Annotated in this window: 16 protein-coding genes; 7 read left to right on the forward strand and 9 right to left on the reverse strand. The window is 65.9% G+C overall.

Annotation, left to right across the window (positions count from 1 at the left end; genetic code table 11):
* Positions 1-29: 29 nt before the first annotated feature.
* Complete coding sequence (locus CVS48_RS11775) at positions 30-296, forward strand: hypothetical protein (protein WP_100854614.1); 267 nt, start codon at positions 30-32, stop codon at positions 294-296.
* 14 nt (positions 297-310) lie between these two features.
* Here CVS48_RS11775 and CVS48_RS11780 read toward each other — a convergent pair whose 3' ends face one another.
* A complete protein-coding gene (locus CVS48_RS11780; protein ID WP_100854615.1) occupies positions 311-1,396 on the reverse strand; it encodes a calcium:cation antiporter in 1,086 nt (361 codons plus the stop codon).
* 192 nt (positions 1,397-1,588) lie between these two features.
* Here CVS48_RS11780 and CVS48_RS11785 point away from each other — a divergent pair, with 192 nt between their 5' ends.
* Positions 1,589-2,038: a YMGG-like glycine zipper-containing protein gene (locus CVS48_RS11785; protein WP_100854616.1), complete on the forward strand. Its 450-nt coding sequence runs from the start codon at positions 1,589-1,591 to the stop codon at positions 2,036-2,038.
* Between the two features lie 101 nt (positions 2,039-2,139).
* Positions 2,140-3,672: a MocR-like pyridoxine biosynthesis transcription factor PdxR gene (gene pdxR / locus CVS48_RS11790; RefSeq protein WP_100854617.1), complete on the forward strand. Its 1,533-nt coding sequence runs from the start codon at positions 2,140-2,142 to the stop codon at positions 3,670-3,672.
* Positions 3,673-3,742: 70 nt separating this feature from the next.
* On the opposite strand, the gene CVS48_RS11795 is transcribed toward pdxR, so the two are convergent.
* The 5 genes from CVS48_RS11795 to CVS48_RS11815 form a co-directional block, all read right to left on the reverse strand.
* Complete coding sequence (locus tag CVS48_RS11795; protein WP_100854618.1) at positions 3,743-4,951, reverse strand: benzoate/H(+) symporter BenE family transporter; 1,209 nt, start codon at positions 4,949-4,951, stop codon at positions 3,743-3,745.
* Positions 4,952-5,122: 171 nt separating this feature from the next.
* Positions 5,123-5,767, reverse strand: a complete 645-nt coding sequence (locus CVS48_RS11800) for a hypothetical protein (protein ID WP_100854619.1) — start codon at positions 5,765-5,767, stop codon at positions 5,123-5,125.
* Between the two features lie 106 nt (positions 5,768-5,873).
* On the reverse strand, positions 5,874-7,409 hold the full coding sequence (locus tag CVS48_RS11805) for a fumarate hydratase (RefSeq protein WP_100854620.1): 1,536 nt from the start codon (positions 7,407-7,409) through the stop codon (positions 5,874-5,876).
* Between the two features lie 12 nt (positions 7,410-7,421).
* Complete coding sequence (locus CVS48_RS11810; protein WP_100854621.1) at positions 7,422-8,402, reverse strand: Bug family tripartite tricarboxylate transporter substrate binding protein; 981 nt, start codon at positions 8,400-8,402, stop codon at positions 7,422-7,424.
* Between the two features lie 52 nt (positions 8,403-8,454).
* The gene (locus tag CVS48_RS11815) at positions 8,455-9,810 is read right to left on the reverse strand and encodes a class-II fumarase/aspartase family protein (protein ID WP_100854622.1); all 1,356 of its coding nucleotides are present in this window, start codon (positions 9,808-9,810) and stop codon (positions 8,455-8,457) included.
* 107 nt (positions 9,811-9,917) lie between these two features.
* On the opposite strand from CVS48_RS11815, the gene CVS48_RS11820 reads away from it, so the two are divergent.
* On the forward strand, positions 9,918-10,670 hold the full coding sequence (locus tag CVS48_RS11820; protein WP_242001309.1) for a GntR family transcriptional regulator: 753 nt from the start codon (positions 9,918-9,920) through the stop codon (positions 10,668-10,670).
* A 15-nt stretch (positions 10,671-10,685) separates the two neighbouring features.
* Here CVS48_RS11820 and CVS48_RS11825 read toward each other — a convergent pair whose 3' ends face one another.
* The gene (locus tag CVS48_RS11825; RefSeq protein WP_100854624.1) at positions 10,686-11,339 is read right to left on the reverse strand and encodes a LysE family translocator; all 654 of its coding nucleotides are present in this window, start codon (positions 11,337-11,339) and stop codon (positions 10,686-10,688) included.
* 218 nt (positions 11,340-11,557) lie between these two features.
* Between CVS48_RS11825 and CVS48_RS11830 the strand changes: the two genes are divergently transcribed.
* Both CVS48_RS11830 and CVS48_RS11835 read left to right on the forward strand, forming a co-directional pair.
* On the forward strand, positions 11,558-12,376 hold the full coding sequence (locus CVS48_RS11830; RefSeq protein WP_100854625.1) for a glucose 1-dehydrogenase: 819 nt from the start codon (positions 11,558-11,560) through the stop codon (positions 12,374-12,376).
* A gap of 3 nt (positions 12,377-12,379) precedes the next feature.
* Positions 12,380-14,200, forward strand: a complete 1,821-nt coding sequence (locus CVS48_RS11835; protein ID WP_100854626.1) for a glycoside hydrolase family 15 protein — start codon at positions 12,380-12,382, stop codon at positions 14,198-14,200.
* 34 nt (positions 14,201-14,234) lie between these two features.
* On the opposite strand, the gene CVS48_RS11840 is transcribed toward CVS48_RS11835, so the two are convergent.
* Complete coding sequence (locus CVS48_RS11840) at positions 14,235-15,374, reverse strand: GGDEF domain-containing protein (RefSeq protein ID WP_100854627.1); 1,140 nt, start codon at positions 15,372-15,374, stop codon at positions 14,235-14,237.
* A gap of 279 nt (positions 15,375-15,653) precedes the next feature.
* Between CVS48_RS11840 and CVS48_RS11845 the strand changes: the two genes are divergently transcribed.
* A complete protein-coding gene (locus tag CVS48_RS11845) occupies positions 15,654-16,025 on the forward strand; it encodes a response regulator (RefSeq protein ID WP_100854628.1) in 372 nt (123 codons plus the stop codon).
* A gap of 8 nt (positions 16,026-16,033) precedes the next feature.
* Here CVS48_RS11845 and CVS48_RS11850 read toward each other — a convergent pair whose 3' ends face one another.
* On the reverse strand, positions 16,034-21,376 hold the full coding sequence (locus tag CVS48_RS11850) for an autotransporter domain-containing protein (RefSeq protein WP_167400978.1): 5,343 nt from the start codon (positions 21,374-21,376) through the stop codon (positions 16,034-16,036).
* Between the last annotated feature and the right edge of the window lie 223 nt (positions 21,377-21,599).

Raw genomic sequence — 21,599 nt, forward strand, 5'->3', positions numbered from 1 at the left:
GTAGCATGGTCGGTGTCAAAGGAGAAACCATGGACACGAAAAAATGGGATTTCAGGCTTGAACAGCCGGTTGAAGACAACGGTGCTTGGCGCATCGCCTACTGCCTGACGTCAGGGGGCGACGCGCCGTCGCAAGAACGTATCGCCATCGACGAGCGCTACGTATCCGCCCAGACAGCCATTGACGAAGCCACGCGCCTTGCCCAGATTCATGTGGCCGACCTGAATGGCGAGGCGCCATCGTTTGAAAAACCGACGCAGGCCGAGGTGCCGTTCGACAAGCGCCAACGCTTCTAGCTTGCCCGCCGCGCCTACAGGCCCAGCCCCAACAGCATCAGAAACGTGCCAAACAGCACGAAGTGCGTCATGCCTTCGATGGCGTTGGTCTGGCCGTCGTTCAGGTTGATGGCGGCCACCAGCAGCGTCACCAGCATCATCAAGGTCTGCACCGGTGTCATCGCCATGTCGATGCGCTGGCCGGAGATCAAGGCCATGGCTTCCATGGCGGGCACGGTCAGGATCACCGTGGACAGTGAAGCGCCCAGCGCGATGTTCACGACCGACTGCATGCGGTTGGCCAGGGCGGCGCGCAGCGCGGTCAGCATTTCCGGCGCCGCCGAAATGCCCGCCACAATCAGCGCCACCAGGCCGATGGGCACGTCTACGCCCTTCAAGCTGCGGTCCAGCGAATGCGACATCAGTTCGGCCAGGGCGCCGACCGCAATGATGCCGGCCGCCATGATGGCGGCTGACGGACGCCAACTGCTTGGGCTTGCGGCGGGCAGGTTGCGGCGCGTTTTTTTCTCGGGATAGCTGTAGCTGAAGAAGTAGCTGTGCGGGCCGGTCTGCATGCGCAGGAACACGCCGTACAGCAACAGCATCGCCACGATGGTGAAGGCGCTGTACGCACGCCAGTCCGGCATGGGCACGAATTCGGGGATGATCATCGACACCGTAACCGCGGTCAGAATCATCACGCTATAGGTGCGCGCGGAATCATCGTTGTAGGACTGCTCGCCGTGCTTGAATCCGCCGATCAGCGCCGCCACGCCCAGGATGCCGTTGATGTCGAGCATGACGGCTGAATAAATGCTGTCGCGCACCAGCGTGGGCGAGCCGCCCTTGGACGACACGATGGCCAGCACGATGACTTCCACCAAGACCGCCGACAGCGTCAGGATCATGCTGCCGTAGGGGTCACCCAGCCTTTGCGCGATGCGTTCGGCGTGGCGCGCCACGCTGAGCGATGCGCAAAGAATTGCGCTTATCAACACCACCGTTTCGATCGTGCTGACCAGCTTTCCGTAGCCGCCCAGTTGCGTATCAAGCGCGTACCCCGCAGCGGCAACGGCGAACGCCAGCAACAGGAATTTCTCGGACTGGAGAAAGGATTTCATCTCTGGAATGGGGGCGGGAGATAGCGTGAGGCTAGCATGCGAAGCTGGCCGTGTTACCTGCGGCCGGCGGGTATGACACTTGCTGACAAATTCGCCATACCCAATCTTGGGTATCCCGCTGCCCGCACCCGCGCGGTAGGCGGCGCTACATTGAAAACTCCAGGGTTACTCACCGCAAGTGTGGAGATTTCAATGAAAAAATCCATCATTCCCTGCGCTGCCTTTCTGCTCTCGACGCTGGCCTTCAGCGCCACGGCACAAACCGTCACGCCATTGAAAGGGCAGTCTGCCGAACTCATGCAACAGGACATCGCCGCCTGCCAGGCGCAGTCCGGCGGCACCAGCAGCGCGGACAGCTCGCCGTCGGGCGGCCGTGCCCGGGGCGCGGCGACAGGCGCGGCGGCGGGCGCGGCGGTGGCCGGCGCGCGCGGCCGGCAACATGAAGAGGCCTACGATCGCGTGGACGACGACGTCAAGCAGGAATACCGACAAAACCAGGCGAAGGACGCGGCAGTGGCCGGCGCGGTCGTGGGCGGCTCGCGCCAGCGCCAGGACCGCCGTGACGACAGGCAAGACGCGAGCCAGGCGTCATCGGCCTATGCCACCTGCATGCAGCAGCGCGGCTATCAGGTAGCGCCCTGATCGATTCCGGCTGGGCGGCAGGGCGGGAAGTACGCTGCGGCATGATCCGATGGCCGGCGGCGGGGTAAAGTTGACGCCTTTTCCCCGATTGGCACCCAGGCATGGCAACGAGACCGCACCACACGTCGAAAACGTTTGAGCTCGATACGCTCAAGATGCGGATGGGCGACGCCGAGTTTCAGCGTCTGGATCTCCACCAGCGCATCCAGCGCGCATTACGCGCGTTGATCCTGGACGGAGCCTTGGGCGCCGGCGTGAAACTACCCGCCACGCGCGGGCTGGCGCTGTCCCTGGGGGTGGCGCGCGACACCGTCGAAAACGCCTATGTGCAGCTGCACCGTGATGGCTACATCGTCCGGCGTGAAGGCTCGGGCAGCTACGTGTCCGACACGGTGGGCGCGGTGCTGCAAGGCGCGGCGGGCCGGCGCATGCCGCCGCGTCGCGTTGTCGGCACGCAGAATCCGGCAGTGCTGGCTGGGTCTGGCCTGAGCCAGCGCGGCAAGAAGATCCATGACAGCGGCGGCGTGGCGGACTATCAGGCCGTCAAGGCCTTTGCCACCGGCCTGCCCGAAACGCGCACGTTTCCCACCGAAGTCTGGGAACGCTTGCAGCGCCAGGTCGTGAAGGACCACCGCGCCAGCGCGTTGCTGCATGGCGACCCGCAAGGCGCGGAACCGCTGCGCCGCGCGATTGCCGCCTACCTGAACCTGGAGCGCGGCGCCAGGGTCTCGGCGGACCAGATCCTGGTGCTGAGCAGCACCCGGCAGGCGCTGTACCTGTGCGCGCAATTGCTGGTGGACGCGGACGGCCCCATCCTGATGGAGAACCCTGGTTACTTCGGCGCCCGCAAAGCGTTCGAGGCGGCGCAAGCCCGAGTCGTGCCGATCGACGTGGACGCGCAAGGCATCCGCATGGACCTGCTGCGCCAGGACCAAAGCGGCGCCCACTGCGTTTACGTGACGCCGTCGCATCAATATCCAACAGGCGCCACCTTGTCGCTGGAACGTCGGCTGATGCTGACGCGCTGGGCCCATGACCACGGCAGGTGGATCATCGAAGACGACTACGACAGCGAATTCCACTACGACGGCGTGCCCACGGCCTGCGTGCAGGGCGTGGACCAGTTTGAACGGACCTTGTATCTGGGCACCTTCAGCAAGACGCTGTTTCCCGGACTGCGTATGGGGTACATGGCGTTGCCGCGCGAGTTGGTCAGTGCCTTCGCGCGTGCGCGCAGCATCATGGACGGCCATACGCCACAGGTGCAGCAACTGACGCTGGCGCGCTTCATGGAAGATGGGCATTACAACGCGCACGTGCGCGCGATGCGCAAGCTGTATGCGGCGCGGCGTGCGTGCATGCTGGATGCGATTGGCCGGCATCTGGCGGGCATCGCCACGGCTGTGAAGCCGCCCGGTGGACTACAGGTGCCGTGCCTGTTGCAGCCGGGATGGTCCGAAGCCAAGACCATCCGGAAAGCGGCCGACGCCGGCCTGGTGCTGCCGGGCATCAGCCGCTTGTATGCGGGCGCGGAGCGGCTGGAAGGATGGCTGCTGGGGTATGCGTCGCTGGCGGAGCACGAGATCGAGGCTGCGGTGCTGCGATTGCGAAACGTCTTGACCCAACGGCGGTAGCGGCGATAGGCAATAGCGGCAGTTGCTGCAATAGCGGCAGAAGCGGCGCCGTAGTGACCGCCCGCCGCGCCTAGGACTTGGCCGGGCTGCCGACCAGCGTTCGGTGTCCGCCGTGGATCAGCAGGTGCGCGGTCAGGCCAGCCACCAACCCCCAGAACGCGCCGCCCACGCCCAGCATGGTCACGTTCGCGGCGGTGGCCAGGAAGGTGATGAGCGCGGTCTCGCGGGTGCGGGCATCGGCCATGGCGTTGGCCAGGCTGCCGCCGATGGCGCCCAGCAACGCCAGCCCGGCCAGCGTGGTGATGAATGCCTTGGGCAGCACCATGAACAGCGTGGCCAGCGTGACGCCGAACGTGCCCACCAGGATGTAGAACACGCCGCAAGCCAGGCCCGCGATGTAGCGCTTGCGCGGATCTTCATGCGCGTCGCGGCCCGTGCAGATGGCGGCGGTGATCGCGGCCACATTGAAGGCGTGCGCGCCAAACGGGGCCATCAGCAACGAGCCCAAGCCCGTGGTCACCAGGATGGGGTTGGCGCTGGTCTTGAAGCCGTCGTTGCGCAGCACCAGCATGCCGGGCATGTATTGGCCCGTCAGCGTAATGATGAACAAGGGCAGCGCCACCCCCAGCAAGGCATTGAGCGAAAACCGGGGCATCTCGAATACCGGCGTGGCCAGGCTCAGGTGAACGGCGGAAAAATCGATGCGGCCTTGCACGATCAGCATCGCCAGCCCGATCACCAGTATGCCGACCACGGCGAAGCGCGAGGTAAACCGCTTGAGCAGTGCGTAGGCAATTACCAGCACGATCACGAGCAGCGGGTCGACACTGGCGCCGCCAAAGGCATTGACGCCGAACTGAAGCAGAATGCCCGCCAACAGCCCCGCCGCGATGCCGCCCGGAATCAGGCGGACCAACTTTTCAAAGGCGCCCGACATCCCCAGCACCACAAAGCCCAGCGCGGAAACGATATAGGCGCCGATCACTTCGCCATAGGGCGTGAACGGCATTACCGTGGCCAGGAACGCGACCCCGGGCGTGGACCACGCCGTGATGATCGGTTCCTTGTAGCGAAAGCTGAGCCACGCACCCGTGACGCCCACCCCGACGGACACCGCCCATACCCACGAGGCGGTCTGCCCCGGCGTCAGCCCGGCCAGTTCGGCCGCCTGGAACACCAGCACGAACGTGCCGCCGTAATTCACCAGCACGGAAATAAGCGCCGCGACGGTCGGCGAGAAAAAGTCGGCGGCGCGCAGGCCGGCCGGCGATGGGCTCATGAAATCACTCCACACTTTGAAGGCGCCCGGCCGGCATCAGAAGATTGCCGGCTGGGACGGAAAGCGGGAAGTGTAGGGCGGGGGTGGCTGGTCTATTCAGGCCACATTTCGGGATGCCACCAGACCACTTTGTTGGCAGCGCCTGACTGGCAGCGCCTGACTGGTAGCGCCTTATTGGCAGCGCTGTGTGGGCAAGCCGTAGCCGATCGTGATGGCGTTGACCGGCACGTCCTTGAACGCGGCCGCGGCAGCGTCGTCGAAGCGGGTTTCGCAGTTGAACTTGGTGTTCAGCACGTAGTCCTCGCCCGCGGCCTTTTTCATCTGGGCTTCCCATTGGTCGGCGGCGTCCAGCGCCTTGTCACCGGCCAGCACCATTTCCATCAAGACTTCCATGCCGCCCGACGAGCGCGGCGCCGTCCACAGCGCGAAGGCCGACGGGTCCGCCGCGTTGCCGCACTGCGTCAGGCAATCGGCCGTGTAGCGCTGGCCCCGACCAAATACGCCGGGGGTGATCGTCTGCCCGGCACGGGGCGCATCTTCGCCGATGAAGCTGTGCAGGTCGGCCTCGCAACCCTTGGCCAATTCCATGCGCAGCGCGGACACCTTGCCGTTGCCGATGGTCGCCGTGATCTGGCAGTTCTGCACCACGAAAACGTGATCCTTGCCGGAGGATTCGCGGGGCACGCCGGCGATCGACTCAAAATAACGCTGATCCGTGCCCAGCATGGCGCCGTTGAAGACTTCCTTTACCGTCGCTGCCTGTGCAGCGCCTGCGCCGGCAATCAGAATACCCAGGGTCAAGGCCTTCAGTTTCATACGAGTGACACTCCGTGGTGGTGGGGCGCGAGCCGTGCGGTTTGCCTGCTTTGCCTGCTTTGGCTGCCGCACCGGCTGCATGGATCGGCATGCTGCCACAAAGTGTTCACCGCTGCACCTCAATGTGGATGACCGCATGCGTGGCTCGGCCCAAGGCATCCACCGCAACGGTGACCGGCATGTCGCGCACCTCGAATTCGTGGATGGCCTCCATGCCCAGGTCCGCGAACGCCACCACGCGGGACGACGTGATGGACCGCGCCACAAGATAGGCGGCGCCACCGACCGCGCTCAAGTATGCGGCGCCATGCTGTTTGATGGCGTCGATGGCTACCTGGCCTCGTTCCGCCTTGCCTATCGTCACCAGCAGGCCGGTGTCCGCCAGCAGTTGCGGCATGAACTTGTCCATGCGTGTGGCGGTGGTCGGCCCTGCCGGCCCCACGGCTTCGCCGGCCACGGCGTCGACCGGCCCCACGTAGTAAAGCGCACGATTGCGCAGCGGCACCGGCAAGGGTGCGCCCTGGTTCAGCAGGTCGGCCATGCGTTTGTGGGCGGCGTCGCGCCCGGTCAACAGCTTGCCTGACAGCAACAGCGTTTCACCGGCCGCCCAGGTGGCGACGTCGGCTTGTGTGAGGGTGTCCAGGTTTACCCGTCTGCCTTCCTGCGTGGGCAGCGCGTCCGGGATGCCGTCCCAGGTTGCTGGGTCGGGCGGCGGGAACCGCGCGGGTCCGGCAGCGGGCATGTCGAAGGACACAAAGCGCGTGGCGGCGCAGTTGGGTACCAGCGCCACCGGCAACAACGCGGCGTGCGAGGGCGCGGTGGCGACCTTCACGTCCAGCACCGTGGTGTCGCCGCCCAGGCCCTGTGCGCCGATGCCCAGCGCGTTGATCCGTTGGTAGACCTCGGTGCGTAGCTGTTCTTCGGGCGTAAGGGCGTCGGGTTTGCCGGTCTCGGGCCTGCCGGCGCCGCGCGCCAGCAGTTGCGCCATGTCGATGGGGGCGAACAAGGCGCGCTTGGCCAGGGCAAGCGCCTGTTCGGGCGTGCCGCCGATGCCCAGGCCGAGCACCCCGGGCGGACACCAGCCCGCACCCATGCCCGGCAATTGCGACACCACCCAATCCGCAACGGAGTCGCTGGGGTTGAGCATCGCGTAGCGCGTCTTGGCATCCCCGCCGCCGCCCTTGGCGACGACGGTCAAGCGTAGTTCCTCGCCTTCGACCAGGTCGACTTGCAGCACAGCGGGCGTGTTGTCGCGGGTGTTGCGGCGTGCGCCCAGCGGGTCCTGGATCATCGACGCGCGCAGTGGGTTGGTGGCGCAACCGTAGGCGCGGGCGACGCCTCGGTTGACGATGGTTTGCAGGCTGGGCGTGGGGCCCGGGCCGTCATGCTGGATGCGTACATTCATCCCCATGCTGACGTAGATGTGCACCACGCCCGTGTCCTGGCAGACGGGTCGGCGGGCTTGCGCGCTGAGCTTGCTGTTGATCAGCAGTTGCAGCAGCGCATGGCGGGCCGCCGCCTTGCTCTCGACCGCGTGCGCCGCCTTCAGGGCTTGCACGAAGTCCGCCGGATGCGTGTGGCTGATGGCCTGCAACGCGTCGGCAATACTCGATTCAATATCCGTGGCAGCAACGACGCGCATGATGGCTCATCCTTACTGCAAGGTGATGCCGGCTTGCTTGATCACCTGCGCCCAGCGTTTTCCTTCGTCGGCGGTGAACTGCTGGAAGGCGGCGGGCGCGTACTGATCGGCAGGCAGCAGCTTGATGCCTTGTTCCACCATCTTTCCGGTGAAGGTGGCGTCCGCCAGCGCCTTCTGCCAGGCCTGGTACATCGTTTGCACCACCTTGTCGGGCGTGCCCTTGGGCGCATACAAGCCGTACCACGTGGATACCTGGAAGTTCGGTATCGCTTTTTCCGCCATGGTGGGCACGTTCGGAAACTGCGGCATGCGGTCGGCGGAGGTCAGGCCCAGCGCCCGCACCTTGCCGCCCTGCGTCTGCGGCAAGGCCGTATTGGTCTGGTCGAACATGGCGTCCACCTGATTGCCCATCAGGTCATTGAGCGCCGGCCCCGCGCCCTTGTAGGCGATGGGCGTGATGGTGATGCCGGCCTGGCTGGCGAACATGGCCGCCACCAGATGCGAAGTAGACCCCACGCCCGCGTTGCTGAAGTTCAGCTTGCTGGGGTGCTGCTTGCCGTAGTCGATCAGTTCGGACATGGATTTGTAGGGCGAGGATTCACCCACCAGCAGCACCAGCGGCGTATCGGGAAAGCGGAATACGGCCTGGAAGTCTTTCACGGGGTCGTACTGCAAGCGGGCGTAGAGGGACGGCGCCGCCGCCATGTAGCCGATATGACCCACCAGGAAGGTGTAGCCGTCGGGCGCGGACTTGGCGGCCTTGGCCGCGCCGATCGTGCCGCCCGCACCGCCCACGTTCTCGATCAGGATGGTCTGTTTCAGTTCTTGCGCCACGCGGTTCGCCACGTTGCGCGCCATGGCGTCGGTGGGGCCGCCGGCCGCAAAGGGAACGATCCAGGTTATGGCCCGGGAAGGGTAGTTGTCTTGCGCTTGCGCGCCCATCGGCAAGGCGAACGCGCCCGCGACGGTCAGTGCCGCCATCCAGTTCTTCATGACTTGTCTCCGTTGTGCTGCTGTCTTTTTATGAATCAGAAAAGGCTGCCGTTCAGGCTGGCCCGGTGTAGGGATGGGCCAGCACCTGGTCCACCATCTTGGGGGCAGCCCCCAGGTAATTGGCGGGGTCGCACAGGCGTTCGATGGCGTCGTCGGCCAGGCGCTGCGTTACCCGCGCATCTTTTTTCAGCACATCGGCCAGACGGCCACGCGTGGTGGCGGCGATGCGGCAGGCGTCATACACGACGTCGTGCGCGGTCTGGCGGCCGATGTGCGGCGCCAGGCCCATCATCACGGCTTCTGCCACGATAAGCCCGCCCGACAGGTCCAGATTGCTTGCCATGCGGGCCGTGTCCACCTCCAGCCCGCCCAGCATGAAGCGCGCCTGATGCAGCGCGCCCGCGGTCAGCACAAAGGCTTCCGGCACGGCGGACCACTCGATGTGCCACGGCCCCGTGGCGCGTTCAAAGTCTTGCAGCATGGCGTCCAGCGCCAGGCCGGCATGCTGGCGCACCGTCTTGGACGCGCTCCACATCAGTTCGCACGAGATCGGATTGCGCTTTTGGGGCATGGTGCTGGACGCGCCGCGACCCTTCACGAACGGCTCGAAGGCTTCGCCCAGTTCGTTCGTCATCATCAGCATGATGTCCACGGCGATCTTGCCGAGCGAGCCGGCGACCAGCGCAAGAAATTGCACGGTCTCGGCCAAGCCGTCGCGGGCTACGTGCCAGGTGATGGGTGTGGCGCCCAGATCCAATTCCCGCATCAGCGCCGCATGCACCGCCAAGCCCTGGTCGCCCAGGGATGCCAGCGTGCCGGCCGCGCCGCCAAACTGGCCGATCAGCACGCGCGGCCGCAGTTGCGCCAGGCGTTCGCGATGGCGGCGCACCATCAGCAGCCACACGGCGGCTTTGTAGCCGAAGGTGATCGGCAGCGCGTGTTGCAGGTGGGTGCGGCCGGCCATCGGTGTATCGCGATACCGCAACGCCAGCGCGTCCAGGATGCCGTCCAGCGCCGCCAGGTCGTCGTCGATGATTTTCAAGGCATCGCGCACCTGGAGGACGGTGGCGGTGTCCATGATGTCTTGGGTGGTCGCGCCCCAATGCAGGTATTCGCCTTCCGCGCCGCACTGGCGCGACAACTGGTGTACCAGCGGCAGGATGGGGTAGCCGACGATCTCGGTTTCGGCGCGAAGTTCGTCCATGTTCAGGGCGGCGGCGTCGGCGCGCGCCGCGATGGCGTCGGCCGCCGCGACGGGGATGATGCCCAGCTTGCCCTGCACGCGGGCGAGCGCCACCTCTGTTTCCACATAGCGCCGCACCGTGGCGGCATCGTCGAACACGGCACGCATCGCGGCGGTGCCGAACATGTTTTTGAACAAGGCGGATTCAAGGACGGAAACGGGCATAAATGTACGCTCTATAAAAGTTGTACGTACATTTAAGCAGTCGCAAAAGGGGACGTCAACGCCGGGGATTACCCGTAGCTCCGGCCAGTGCCGGGGCAGCAGATAGAATGCGGGGTGTCGTCATTTCCCCCCTTGCCATGTCCATCACGCTGTACACCCGTATCTCGGAAGAATTGGCGCGACGCATCGCGGCCGAGGTCTATCCCGTGGGCACGGTATTGCCCGCCGAGAACGCGCTGGCCGAGGAATTCGAGGCCAGCCGCCATACCGTTCGCGCCGCCCTGCGTCAGTTGCAGGACCTGGGCCTGATCGCGCGTCGCCGGGGTAGCGGCACGGAGGTCATCGCCGCCCGGTCCAAGGCCGGTTTCAGCCAGTCGCTGCGTTCGCTGGAAGACCTGGTGCAACTGGCCGCGCGCACGCCGCGCAGCATCCGCCAGATTCAGGAAGTCGTGGTGGACGTGGAACTGGCCGTGCGGCTGGGGGTGGGGCCTGGCACCCGGTGGTTGAAGTTTTCATCCACCCGGGGCGCCGAAGGGCAACCGCCGGTCGTGTGGACTGAGCTGTACGTGGACGCGCACTACAAAGGCGTGCGCAAGCTGGCACGCGAACATCCGGACCGCCTGGTGTCGGAACTGATCGAAGAACACTACGGCAGGCGCATCGCGTCCGTCGAGCAGACGATATCCGCGTGCGCCTTGCCTGCCGCCGTGGCGCGAGAACTGGACGCGGCGCCGGAATCGCCGGGCCTGTTCATCCTGCGGCATTACAAGGACCAAGCCGGCCAAATCGTCGAAGTGTCCTGCTCGCATCATCCGGCCGGACGCTACGAGTTTTCGACGACGCTGATCCGCGAGAGCTAGCCCCGCCGCTGGCGATTACTTCTTGCTGTTATTGCCCGCCAGCGCCGCCGTGATGCCCAGCGCAATCAGCATGGCGCCGCCCACATAGCGTTCAAAGTGCAGGTAGGCACGGCTGCGGCGCAGCCAGCGGCCGGCCGCGCTGGCCGCCATGGCATAGCAAGCGTCGCTAAGCAGGCCCAGCAAGACGAACACCATTCCCAGGAACAGCACCTGCGAAGCCACGTGCCCCCGGCTGACGTCAACGAATTGCGGCAGGAAGGCCAGGAAGAACAGGGCCGTCTTGGGGTTGAGCAGGTTGACGATGAAGCCGTCGCGGAACATGCGGCCATAGCGGCGCGCCTTGGGCGGCGCGTCCAGCGCGGCGGGAACGGGGCGCGTCAGAATTTTCTTCAGGCCCAGCCAAATCAAATACGCCGCGCCCGCATATTTCACGATGCTGAACGCCAGCGCCGAAGACGCCAGCAGGGCGGACAAGCCCAACGCCGCGGCCAGCACGTGCACCAGCGTGGCCGTGTGGATGCCCAGGTCCGACACCAGCCCCGCTTTGCGGCCTTGCTCGACCGATTGGGTAATGATGTAGAGCACGGCCGGGCCGGGTATGGCCAGCAAGACCAGGGCGGCACTGATGAACAGCATCAAATCAGCGGTACTGGGTATCACGAATTCCATGGCCGGATCTCCGGGGCGGGTGGAAGGGGAAGGGTGAATTACTGTACAGCAGGCTATCTGTCTTGCCAGCCCCGACAAGCTAATGGCGGGAACGAGAATTGCTGACCCCGTTGAAATTTGCGCCGCTTCAGGACTACGCTGACGCTTGGTCCTGGACAGCGGGCGTCAACGGTCCGCTTGAAAGCGGCAAGCGTGGGACAACAGCATCGGAGAACAACATGCGGCATGCAGTGGATCTGTCAGGGCGCGTGGCGATCGTCACGGGCGCGAATTCCGGCATTGGGCGTGGCATTGCCCTGGTGCTGGCGGCGGCGGGGGCGAAGGTGGTGGTCAACCATCGGCCCAATGAGGACTCCGCGCGGCGCGGGGCCGAGGTGGTACAAGAGATCGTCAGCGCGGGCGGGCAAGCCATCGCGGCACCGGCCGACATCAGCCGCGAGGACGACGTCGAACACTTGTTCCGCATGGCGTCGGACCACTTTCAGACGGTGGACATCCTGGTCAATAACGCCGGTATCGAACAGCCCGCTGCCATTCAGGACATGACGCTGGCGCAGTGGCAGAAGGTGATCGACACCAACCTGACCGGCCAGTTCCTGTGCGCCCGCGCGGCGGCCCGGATGTTCTTGAATCGGGCTCCTCCGCCGCCGGCAGGCGAAGCCGCAGGCAAAATCATCTTCATCAGTTCGGTCCATGAAGTCATTCCGTGGGCGTTCCAGTCGAACTACGCGGCGTCCAAGGGCGGCGTGTCGCTGCTGATGCAGTCGCTGGCGCAAGAGCTGGCGCCGATGAAGATCCGCGTGAATTCCGTTGCGCCGGGCGCCATCCGCACCCCCATCAACGCGCCCGCCTGGAACACGCCCGAAAGCATGAAGGAATTGCTCAAGCTGATTCCGTATGGACGCATCGGCGAACCCGAGGACGTGGCGCGCGCGGTGGCCTGGCTGGCCAGCGACGATTCGGATTACGTCACAGGCTCCACCTTGTTCGTTGATGGCGGCATGACGCTGTACCCCGAATTTCGCGGGGCGGGCTAAGCCATGTCCAAACCCATCGAAGACTATGGCTTGATCGGCAATATGTTGTCGGCCGCGCTGGTGGCGCGCGACGGCTCGATCGACTGGCTGTGCCTGCCGCACTTTGATTCCCCCGCCTGCTTTGCCGCCTTGTTGGGCGACGACAGCCACGGCTGCTGGCTGCTTGCGCCCGATGGCACAGGCCACACCACCACGCGCCGCTACCTGCCCGATACCGCGGTGCTGGAGACGCGCCATGAAACGCCCGACGGGGTGGTGCGCGTCTACGACTTCATGCCGCTTAGCGACGAGGAAGAGCGCGTGGACGTGGTGCGTATCGTGCGGGGCGAGTCCGGCCACGTGGACATGCGCATGGCCTTGACGCTGCGTTTCAACTACGGCCAGGCCGTGCCCTGGGTGCGGCGCCGCGATTATGGGCTTAGCGCTATCGCCGGGCCGGACGCCGTCGAGCTGCACACGGCCGTCCCGCTGCAAGGGCACGACATGAAGACCGTGTCGGCCTTCAGGGTGCACCAAGGCGAAACCGTGCCGTTCACCTTGTCTTATCACCGCTCGCACAAGACGCCGCATTTTGTGCCGGACCGCCTGGAAAGCATGGACCGCACCATTGCGTGGTGGCATGAATGGGCCAAGCGCTGTCATTGGGAAAACGGACCCGGCCAGCGGCGCGATGCGGTCGTCCGCTCGCTGATCACGCTGAAGCTGCTGACGTTTCAACCCACGGGCGGCATCGTGGCGGCGCCCACCACGTCGCTGCCCGAGCAATTGGGCGGCAGCCGCAATTGGGACTACCGGCATTGCTGGCTGCGAGATTCCGCGCTGACGCTGTACGCGCTGCTTAACGCCGGCTACCGCGAAGAGGCCGAGGCGTGGCGGCAATGGCTGTTGCGCGCGGCGGCGGGGCACCCGAACCAATTGCAGATCATGTATGGCATTGCGGGTGAACGCTGGTTGCCGGAACACGAGATACCGTGGTTGCCGGGCTATGAAGGCAGCAAGCCGGTACGCCTGGGCAACGCGGCGGCGGGGCAGATGCAGCTGGACGTTTACGGCGAACTGATCGAGACGCTGCACGCGGCCCGGGTGGCGGAACTGGCGCCGCTGGCCGAAGCGTGGCGCATGCAGAAGGTGTTGCTGACACCGCTGGAAGAACTATGGCGGCAGCCCGATCACGGCATCTGGGAAATGCGGGGGCCGACCCGCGCGTTCACGCATTCCCGGCTGATGTGCTGGGTGGCGCTGGACCGCACCGTGAAGTCCTGCGAGCGTTTTGGCCTGGAAGGGCCGGTGGACCGCTGGCGCGCGCTTGCCGACGAGATTCGCCACGACATCTGCACCAACGGCTACGACGCGGAACGCAATACCTTTGTGCAGTACTACGGCGGCACGGCGCTGGACGCCAGCCTGCTGCTGATTCCGCAAGTGGGCTTCTTGCCGGCGGACGATCCGCGCGTGACGGGCACCGTGCAGGCCATCGAACGTGAGCTGCTGCGCGACGGTTTGTTGCTGCGTTATTCCACGCAGCACAGCGACGACGGGCTGCCGGGCGATGAGGGCGCGTTTCTGGCCTGCAGCTTCTGGCTGGCCGACGCCTACATCATGCAGGGCCGGCTGGACGACGCGCACCGCTTGTTTGACCATTTACTGTCGCTGCGCAATGACCTGGGGCTGCTGGCCGAAGAGTACGACGTGGCGCGCAAACGGCTGGTGGGCAATTTTCCGCAGGGGTTTTCGCATATCGGCCTGGTCAATACCGCCTACAACCTGAGCGCGGCGGGCGGCACGGCGCATCAGCGTTCGTTCCGCGATGCGCCGCAGAGCTAGGCGTGGGCCGCCATCCGCAAGCGGGGGCAGCGGCTCAAGCCGCGACCTGGTTGCGGCCCGCGCGCTTGGCGGCATAGAGGTTTTCATCCGCGCGCCGGAACAAGGATTCCCAGTTTTCGGCGCCGATGGCGGCGGCCACGCCCAGGCTCATGGTGACCGGCGTGGCCAGGTCGGGGGCGCGCACCGTGTCGGCCACGGCGGCGCGCAATCGTTCGGCGCAATGCAAGGCTTCCTGGAAGTCGGTGGCGGGCAGGTAAACGGCGAATTCCTCGCCGCCTATCCGGCCTAGCAGGTCACGCTTGCGGACGGACAACGCCAGCACGCGCGCCACGTTCTTGAGCACCGCGTCGCCGCCGTCGTGGCCATACTCATCGTTGATGCGCTTGAAATGGTCCACGTCGCAGACGATCAGCGCGGCGGGGTCTGGGCCGCCGTTTTGGTAGGGGCGCATGCGCGCTTCGAAACCCCGGCGGTTGAGCAAGCCGGTCAACCAGTCTTTTTCGCCTTCATGCCGCACCTCTTCGATGGTGTCGGCGGCAATCGCCAGCAGCAGCGTAATCGCCAGCCCCACGCTGAACACGGCAAGCGATAGCTGCAACCACTGCCAGAACGGGGAATCGGCGAAAGCAAGCGGCCCGCTGGGCGCGCGCGCGCCGATGCTCAACAAGGTGCGCGGTAGAAAATGCAGCCCGAACGCCAGTAGCACGACAAACAGCGCGGTGTCGATCCGCCGGCCCGTGGCCGCCGATCGCATGCGCAAGGCGGCCACGCACAGCAAACCGCCAAAGCCGATATTGAGCACATAGACGCGCACCAGCAAGTTGCGGTCTACATAGAAGAAGTACCAAAGCGCCACCATGATGGCGGCGCAGAACACGGCGTAGGCGCGCCACCGCAACCCCCGGCCTACCCGGTTCAAGATGCCTTGTGTGGCCGCGCAAACGGCCGCCGTGTACAGCATGCCGGACACCAGCGCATTGGCGCCCGAGTCGCGCGGGACATACAGAATCTGTGACACCGCGCCCGCGGCAAACAGCGCGCAGCCCGTGGCCAGATGCAAGAGATAGGTGCGACGCCGGTAGACGCACCAAATGCCAACAAATGTAATGCCGAAGATCAGCACCAGCGTCGGGGCGATCAACGACAGGGTGACTCGAACCTGCGATCCAACCATAGATGTGTCCTGATGAGCCGGTACGGGGTTTTAACGCGCCTGCCGGGCCGTTTCGTCCCGATACAATTCCTTCATACATGAACGACGCGCATGCCCTAGGATTCCGCCTTATACCGCCCGCCGTCCTGCGCGTTCCGCGTACGCTTGAAAGCGCCGGAAGTCCATGAAGCGACGCAGGCTCTTTCCCGCCCCTTGCCGTTGCGCCACCCTGAAAAGGCGCTGGCGACCTGGCCCGGGCGACCAAACATACCAACGCCGCGCCACGTGGCATTGAACACCATGACGAAAATTCTTGTTGTCGACGATCAGCCCGTGCTGATCGAGTTGTTGAGCGAGTTCCTTGGCGACGAAGGTTACGAGGTCACGACGCACACCGACGGCCTGACCGCGTTGCAACAGATGTTGGCCGTGCGCCCGGACCTGGTGATCACCGACTTTTCCATGCCGGGCATGCACGGGGGCGCGCTCTTGACCGCCATGCGCGAAAACGCCTACCTGAGCGAAACGCCTGTGCTGGTGCTGAGCGGCCGGCCCGAACACGAGGTGTGCGCGGCTTGCGAAGGCCATGCGGCCTACCTGCGCAAACCGGCTGAGCCCGCCGATGTGCTGCAAGTCGTGCGTCGCCTGGCGCCCACGCCGCACGTGGCGTAACGCGCCGATCAGAAGCGGTAGCGCACGTCCAGCGTGCCGATGTTCTGGCGGTTGCCGTCGCCGAACTGTCCGCCGTAGCTCACCCCCACCGTGGTGCGTTTGCTGACGTCGATGCCTACGCCTACTTCCACCACCACCGCGTCTCGCGCGACGGGCGTACCGGTGGCCGTGAACGAATCTCCCCCTTGCGCGAAGGCCAGCACGCTGGCCGGATTCAGGTCGCCGAAGGCGTGGCGCCAGCCGAGCGTGCCGCGCGCGTAGCCGCGTGCGCCCGCGCTGTCGAACGTGGTCAGTGCATGCAGCCCGAGCGTGGTCGTGGTGATGTCGTTGCGGCTGCTTTGCCCGCGCAGCGCCGCGTCGCCGCCTGATTCCGAAAAACCGCGCGTGCGCAGGTCGCTATAGTTCGCGGCGATGAAGGGTTCCAGGGTCAGGTGCTCATTGACGGGGGCGGCGTAGCCGAGTTCAGTGAAGAACTGGCCGGTGCTGGCGCCGTAGCTGGCTTTCAGGGTCTGGTCGAGTCCGGCGGCGGCGGTGCTGCGCTGGGTGTCCACGTCGTGCCAGGAGTAGGCCGCGCCCAGGCTGACGTTGATCTTGCCCGCGCCCGCATCGAACGCCTTGCCGCCGTACACCGCGATGCTGTAGCTGTCGGTGTCGGCGCTTGACGCGCGTTCACGGGTGCGGCTGTCGCTGTTGGCGTACCCGACCGCGCCACCCAGGCGCCAGCCCCCACCCACGGCCACGTCGCCGCCGATGGTGACGCCGGCGTCCGATTGGGTCGTCTTGGCGCTGTTGCTGTCGCCCGCCAACGTGGTCCATTTGCCGAAGACCTGGGTCCACAACGGTTGCGCGGCCGACTGAGGCAGCGAGGCCGCGTCGCCCATGCCCAGTTGCGCGGTGGGCGCGCCGGGGAGCTGGCCGGCGTTGAGGTTGGCGTGCAAGCGTGTCATCGGCATCTGCGTGAACGAGCCGCTCACGTTCTGCAGCACCGACAGCGTGCTGGCGTGGGCTTCGCCGGACAGCGCATTGAATGCCGCGGGCGGCGCGCCGTTGGGCAGGTTCAGGATGTGCTGGTAGAGCACGCTGTCGGTGGGCAGGCTTTGCAGCGCCCCGGCCACGGACCGCTGGTTGCCGGTGACGGCTGCGTCGGCGAATTGAATGGGGCGCGTGCCGCCACCGTCTGACGGTACGTCTTTCAAGTTCACCACCAGATCAACCCGGTTGCTGTCATAAGACAGCGACGGCGTCAGGAAGGCCAGATTGCTGGAGACGGTGTCAAAGCGACCTTGCACGCCGTTGTTCGCGGACAGGATGGTGTAGGTGGTGGACGCTGCGTAGTTGCCGTTCTCGCCCACTTGCACGACCGATCCGCCCAGGCTGGCGGCGCCCGCCACCTGCACGCTGCTGTTCTGCCCGTTGGCGGTGGTGGTGACGCGGTAGGTGGAGCCGGGTTTGAGAACCAGGTCGCCCGACAGCGTCATGCGGCCTTGCGGCGTTGCCGCATTGCCTGGCGCGAGCGTGGCGCCCGACCCTACCGTGACGCTGTTCAGGCTGCCCGTGCCGGCCAGCGTTGTGCCGGCGGCCGCCAGGACGTTGCCGCCCAGCTTGCCGTCCACTTGCAAGGTGCCGGCCGACAGTTGCGTGGTGCCGGTGTAGGCGCTGCTGTCGCCGGTCAGGACGAGCGCGCCCGCGCCTAGTTTGGTTGTGCCGCCCGCGCCGGACATCGCGCCCGCGTAGACGATATCGTCTGACCGGTTGAAGACCAGGCTGCCCTGGTTGGCGATGTTGCCGGTGATGAATCCGGTGGTGCCGCCATCGCCCACTTGCAGCGTGCCCGAGTCGATAAGGGTGTTGCCCGTGTAGGTGTTCTGGCCGGTCAGCACCAGCGTTCCGGTGCCGGCGTGGCGCAGCCGGCCCGCGCCGCTTACCTGCCCGTCAAACACCACGCGGTCGCTGCGGGCAAACGCCAGTGTGGCGCCGCTGGCGATATTCGCGTTGCCGGCGATGCTGCCCGACACGGCGCCGTCGCCAACCTGCAAGGTGCCCGCCTGCACGGTTGTTCCGCCCAGATAGGCGTTGGTGCCGCCCAGCACCAGGGTGCCCTGGCCCAGCTTGGCCAGGCTGCCGTTGCCGGCTAGCGCCTGATTCACGGTGAACGTGTTGCCGGCGTCCGCGATGTCGAATCCGCCACCCGCGCCGCCCAGGGCGATGGCGCGTGGGGTGTTTTGAAAGGCGGTGCCGGTTACGCGCAGCGTGCCGCCCTGAAAGTCCAGCGCGGCCGTGGAAGCGCCCAGGTTGGCGTCACTGGACACCGACAACGTACCCGCGCTCAGGCGCGTGGCCTGGGTATAGGTGTTGGCGCCGTTCAGTACCAGGGTGCCCAGCCCCGTCTTGTTGATGCCGGTGCCGGTAAGCACGTTGTCGATCGTGGTCGTCCAGGACGCGGAGGCCTGGCTGCCGTCGCCGACCCGGATTTCGCCCAGCGTGCCGGGCGTGGTGCCCAATACGGTCAAGGCGTCGCCGGTCAGGTGATAGCCATCGCTGGCGAATTGGATGCCTTGCGCCGAGATCGCACCGGCTGTGCCGTCGACCACCACCGTGCCGGCCGCGCCGCCGAAGATCGCGAAGGCATCGGCGGGATGGCGCGGCCCCGTCACGCCGCCCGTGGCGTCCGTCCAGTTGGCGCCGTTCAGCGACCAGACGCCCGAGCCGCCACCCATGTTGGTGGGGCTGGCCAAGCCGTTCGCGTTCCAGAAATTCAGTTCGATGCCAGTGCTGTTGACCAGGTTCACCTGCTTGGAAGCAGTGAGGTACTGCACGGCCAGGCCCGCGGACGGTGCCAGGCCGCCATTCGCCAGGGTCAGGGAACCGGTGTAGTCGAACAGCCGGTACACGCCGGCGCCAAAGCCTCCCGTATCCAGCGCGCTCACCTGGACGCCGTTCAATTGCAGGTTGCCGTTGACGCTGACGCTGTGGCTGACGCCTGAAGCGCCCATGCTGAATTCCGCCAGGGACCCCTGAGCCAGGGTCAGGTCGCCATTGATGGTGAACACGCCGGCGGGCGCGCCGGGCGCAAGGCGGCCCCCGGCCTGGACGGACACATCCCCATTGACCCGGCCGAATCCACCCAGCGTGGCGGTGTCGGCCACGGTGATGTTGCCGTTGACGGCGGCGCTGCTATTCGCGGCGCTTGCCCCGACCAGCAAGGTGCCGCCCGAGACCTGCGTCAAACCGGTGTAGCTGTTGGCGCCGTTGAGTGACAGGCTGCCCGACCCGGTCTTGATGAGGCCGCCCGTGCCGTCGATCTGGCCGCTGTAGGCGCCCGCGCCGACGGTCAGGTTGCTGGCGCCCAGCTTGACGTTGCCGCCGCTGCCGTTAAGCGAGGCCAACGTTTGATTGGCTATCGATGACTGGTCGAACGTGCCGCCGGTGTTGACCGTCAGGGCCGTGTTCGTGGCCAGGTTGCTGCTTGCGCCTAGCGCCAGCGTGCCGCCATTGACGGTGATGCCGCTGATGGCGGTGGTGGAGCCGTTCAGCGTCTGGGTGCCGGTATTCTCTTTCACCAATGCGCCCATGCCGAAGATCTGGCCCGAGTACGTGGTCGAGGCGGTGCTGTCCAGGATCAGCGTGCCCGATCCCAACTGCACGAGGGCGCTCGCGCCGGCAAGTGAGCCCACCGTGTGGGTGCCGGTGTTCTGCAGGGTCAGTATGGTGCCGGCCGCAAGGTTGATGGCACCGCTGCCGAGGCTGCCGCCCGCGCCCACTACCAAGCCGCCGGCGTTGATGGACGTCGCGCCGGTGTAGGAATTCACCCCGGTCAACGTCAGCGTGCCCGCGCCTTCCTTGGTCAACGTGCCCGAGCCGGAAATGGCGCCGGCAAAGGTGCCGGCAGCGGTCTGCCTGAAGGTCAGCGCGCCTTGGTTGGTGATGTTGCCTTGCAGGTTGCGCGTGTCGCCCACCAGCGTGGATGTCGATTGGATCGTGGTGCCGCCGGTGTAGTTGTTGACGCCGTCGAATGTGATTGGCCCGGTACCGGCCACGTTGACGCCGCCCACGCCGGACAGGTTGCCAGCCAGGGTGTAGTCGGATGCCCCCGTTGTCTGCAAGCCCTGGGCTCCCAGCACGATGTTGTTGACAAGCGTCTGGCCGCCCATGTTCAGGGCGAGCGTGCCGCCGTTTGCATGGATCTCGGCGGTGCCCAACGCGCCGCCGTCGGCAAGGTTGGCCAGGCCGCCGTTCAGCTCCGCGATACCACTGCTGTTCAGCAGTGTGCCTTCCAGGTTCCACGAGCCGCTGTTGACACGCAAGGTGTCAAAGTTGATGTAGGTGCTGCCTGATATGGAGGTAACGCCGCCACCGGTGCCTGAGCCGACGCCCGCCGACGGCAATACGTTTTGCAGCACCAGCGTATCGCCCGCGCCTGTGCCGGCATCGACCTTGCCGGACGGCGCAAAAGTCAAACCGGGCGTGCCGTTCACGGGCAAGTCCGCGGTCGCGAAGGCGTTGCCACGCAGCAGTATCGAACCCGACACCGCGGTGTAGGTATTGTTGCCGCCCTGGCCCAGCGACACGCCGCCCACGATGGTGCCCGCGTTGACGAAACTGTGGCCCGCGCCCGGCGTGCCCGATGCCTGGAACCCGATACGGCCCGTGATCATGCCCTGATTGACGAAGTCCACCTGGCCGCCGCCGTACGCGGCAATTACCGGCAGATCCGCCTGGCTCACGTTGGCGTTGGCGCTGGGGGAGCTTTGGATCATGCCGGCATTGCTGAGGTGGCTGACCCCGCCGATCCCGTTCTGCACCGCCAGCGCCAGGCCGGTCGTCGCGGTGGGCAGGGGGGCCACCGGTTCCACCACGCCGCCCAACGTGCCCGACGCCATGTTCGAAATGCGGATTGTGCTGGCCGAGGTGTTGCCCACCACCAGCCCCGCCGATGAGCCCGTCGAGGTCCCGAGCAGATTGGCGTCAATTCGGCCGAAATTGGTCAAGGTGACATTGCTGCCCGTCAGGCTCATGGACGTACCGCCGACGGTGGGGTCGACGCCGACGGTCGCCCCGGCGGCCACGGTCACATTGAGCATGTCGGTGTTGTTGGCGAAGCTGGGCGCGCCGGGGTTGGCCGCACCCGAGCACGTCACGGTAACGCCGACAACCGAACACGCCGCCTGCACCGCCGCGCTGACGCCGGTCAACCCGAACGCCAGCGCCAGCCCTGTTGCATAAAGAGGCACGCGCGCCGCGATGCTGCCTTGCGTTGCCGCCCGCCCGCCGCGCGATTGCGTCGCCAGTTCCGACGCCGCCTGCCAGATGCGCAATTTACGATTCCATACCAGCCGGTAAATGTGATTCAAAATGCGGTCCTCCAAGGGGGGCTCGGGCATTCCTCGGCGCGCCAGAAAAGCGCGCGTGTGTCCGGTGCCGCACTGCGAGGGCAGGGAGGAGGTTCCGGGAATGGCGTATCGGTGGGTGGGAAAATTTCCGCGTCATTAATACCGCATATGCCCTGTTTTCAATCGCATGAAAAAGCGGTAGTTTTGACCTTTCAAAATGGTTTATCCCCCCCTTTGCAGGGGC

This window comes from Achromobacter spanius, from assembly GCF_002812705.1.
GTDB classification, from domain to species: Bacteria; Pseudomonadota; Gammaproteobacteria; order Burkholderiales; family Burkholderiaceae_B; genus Achromobacter; species Achromobacter spanius.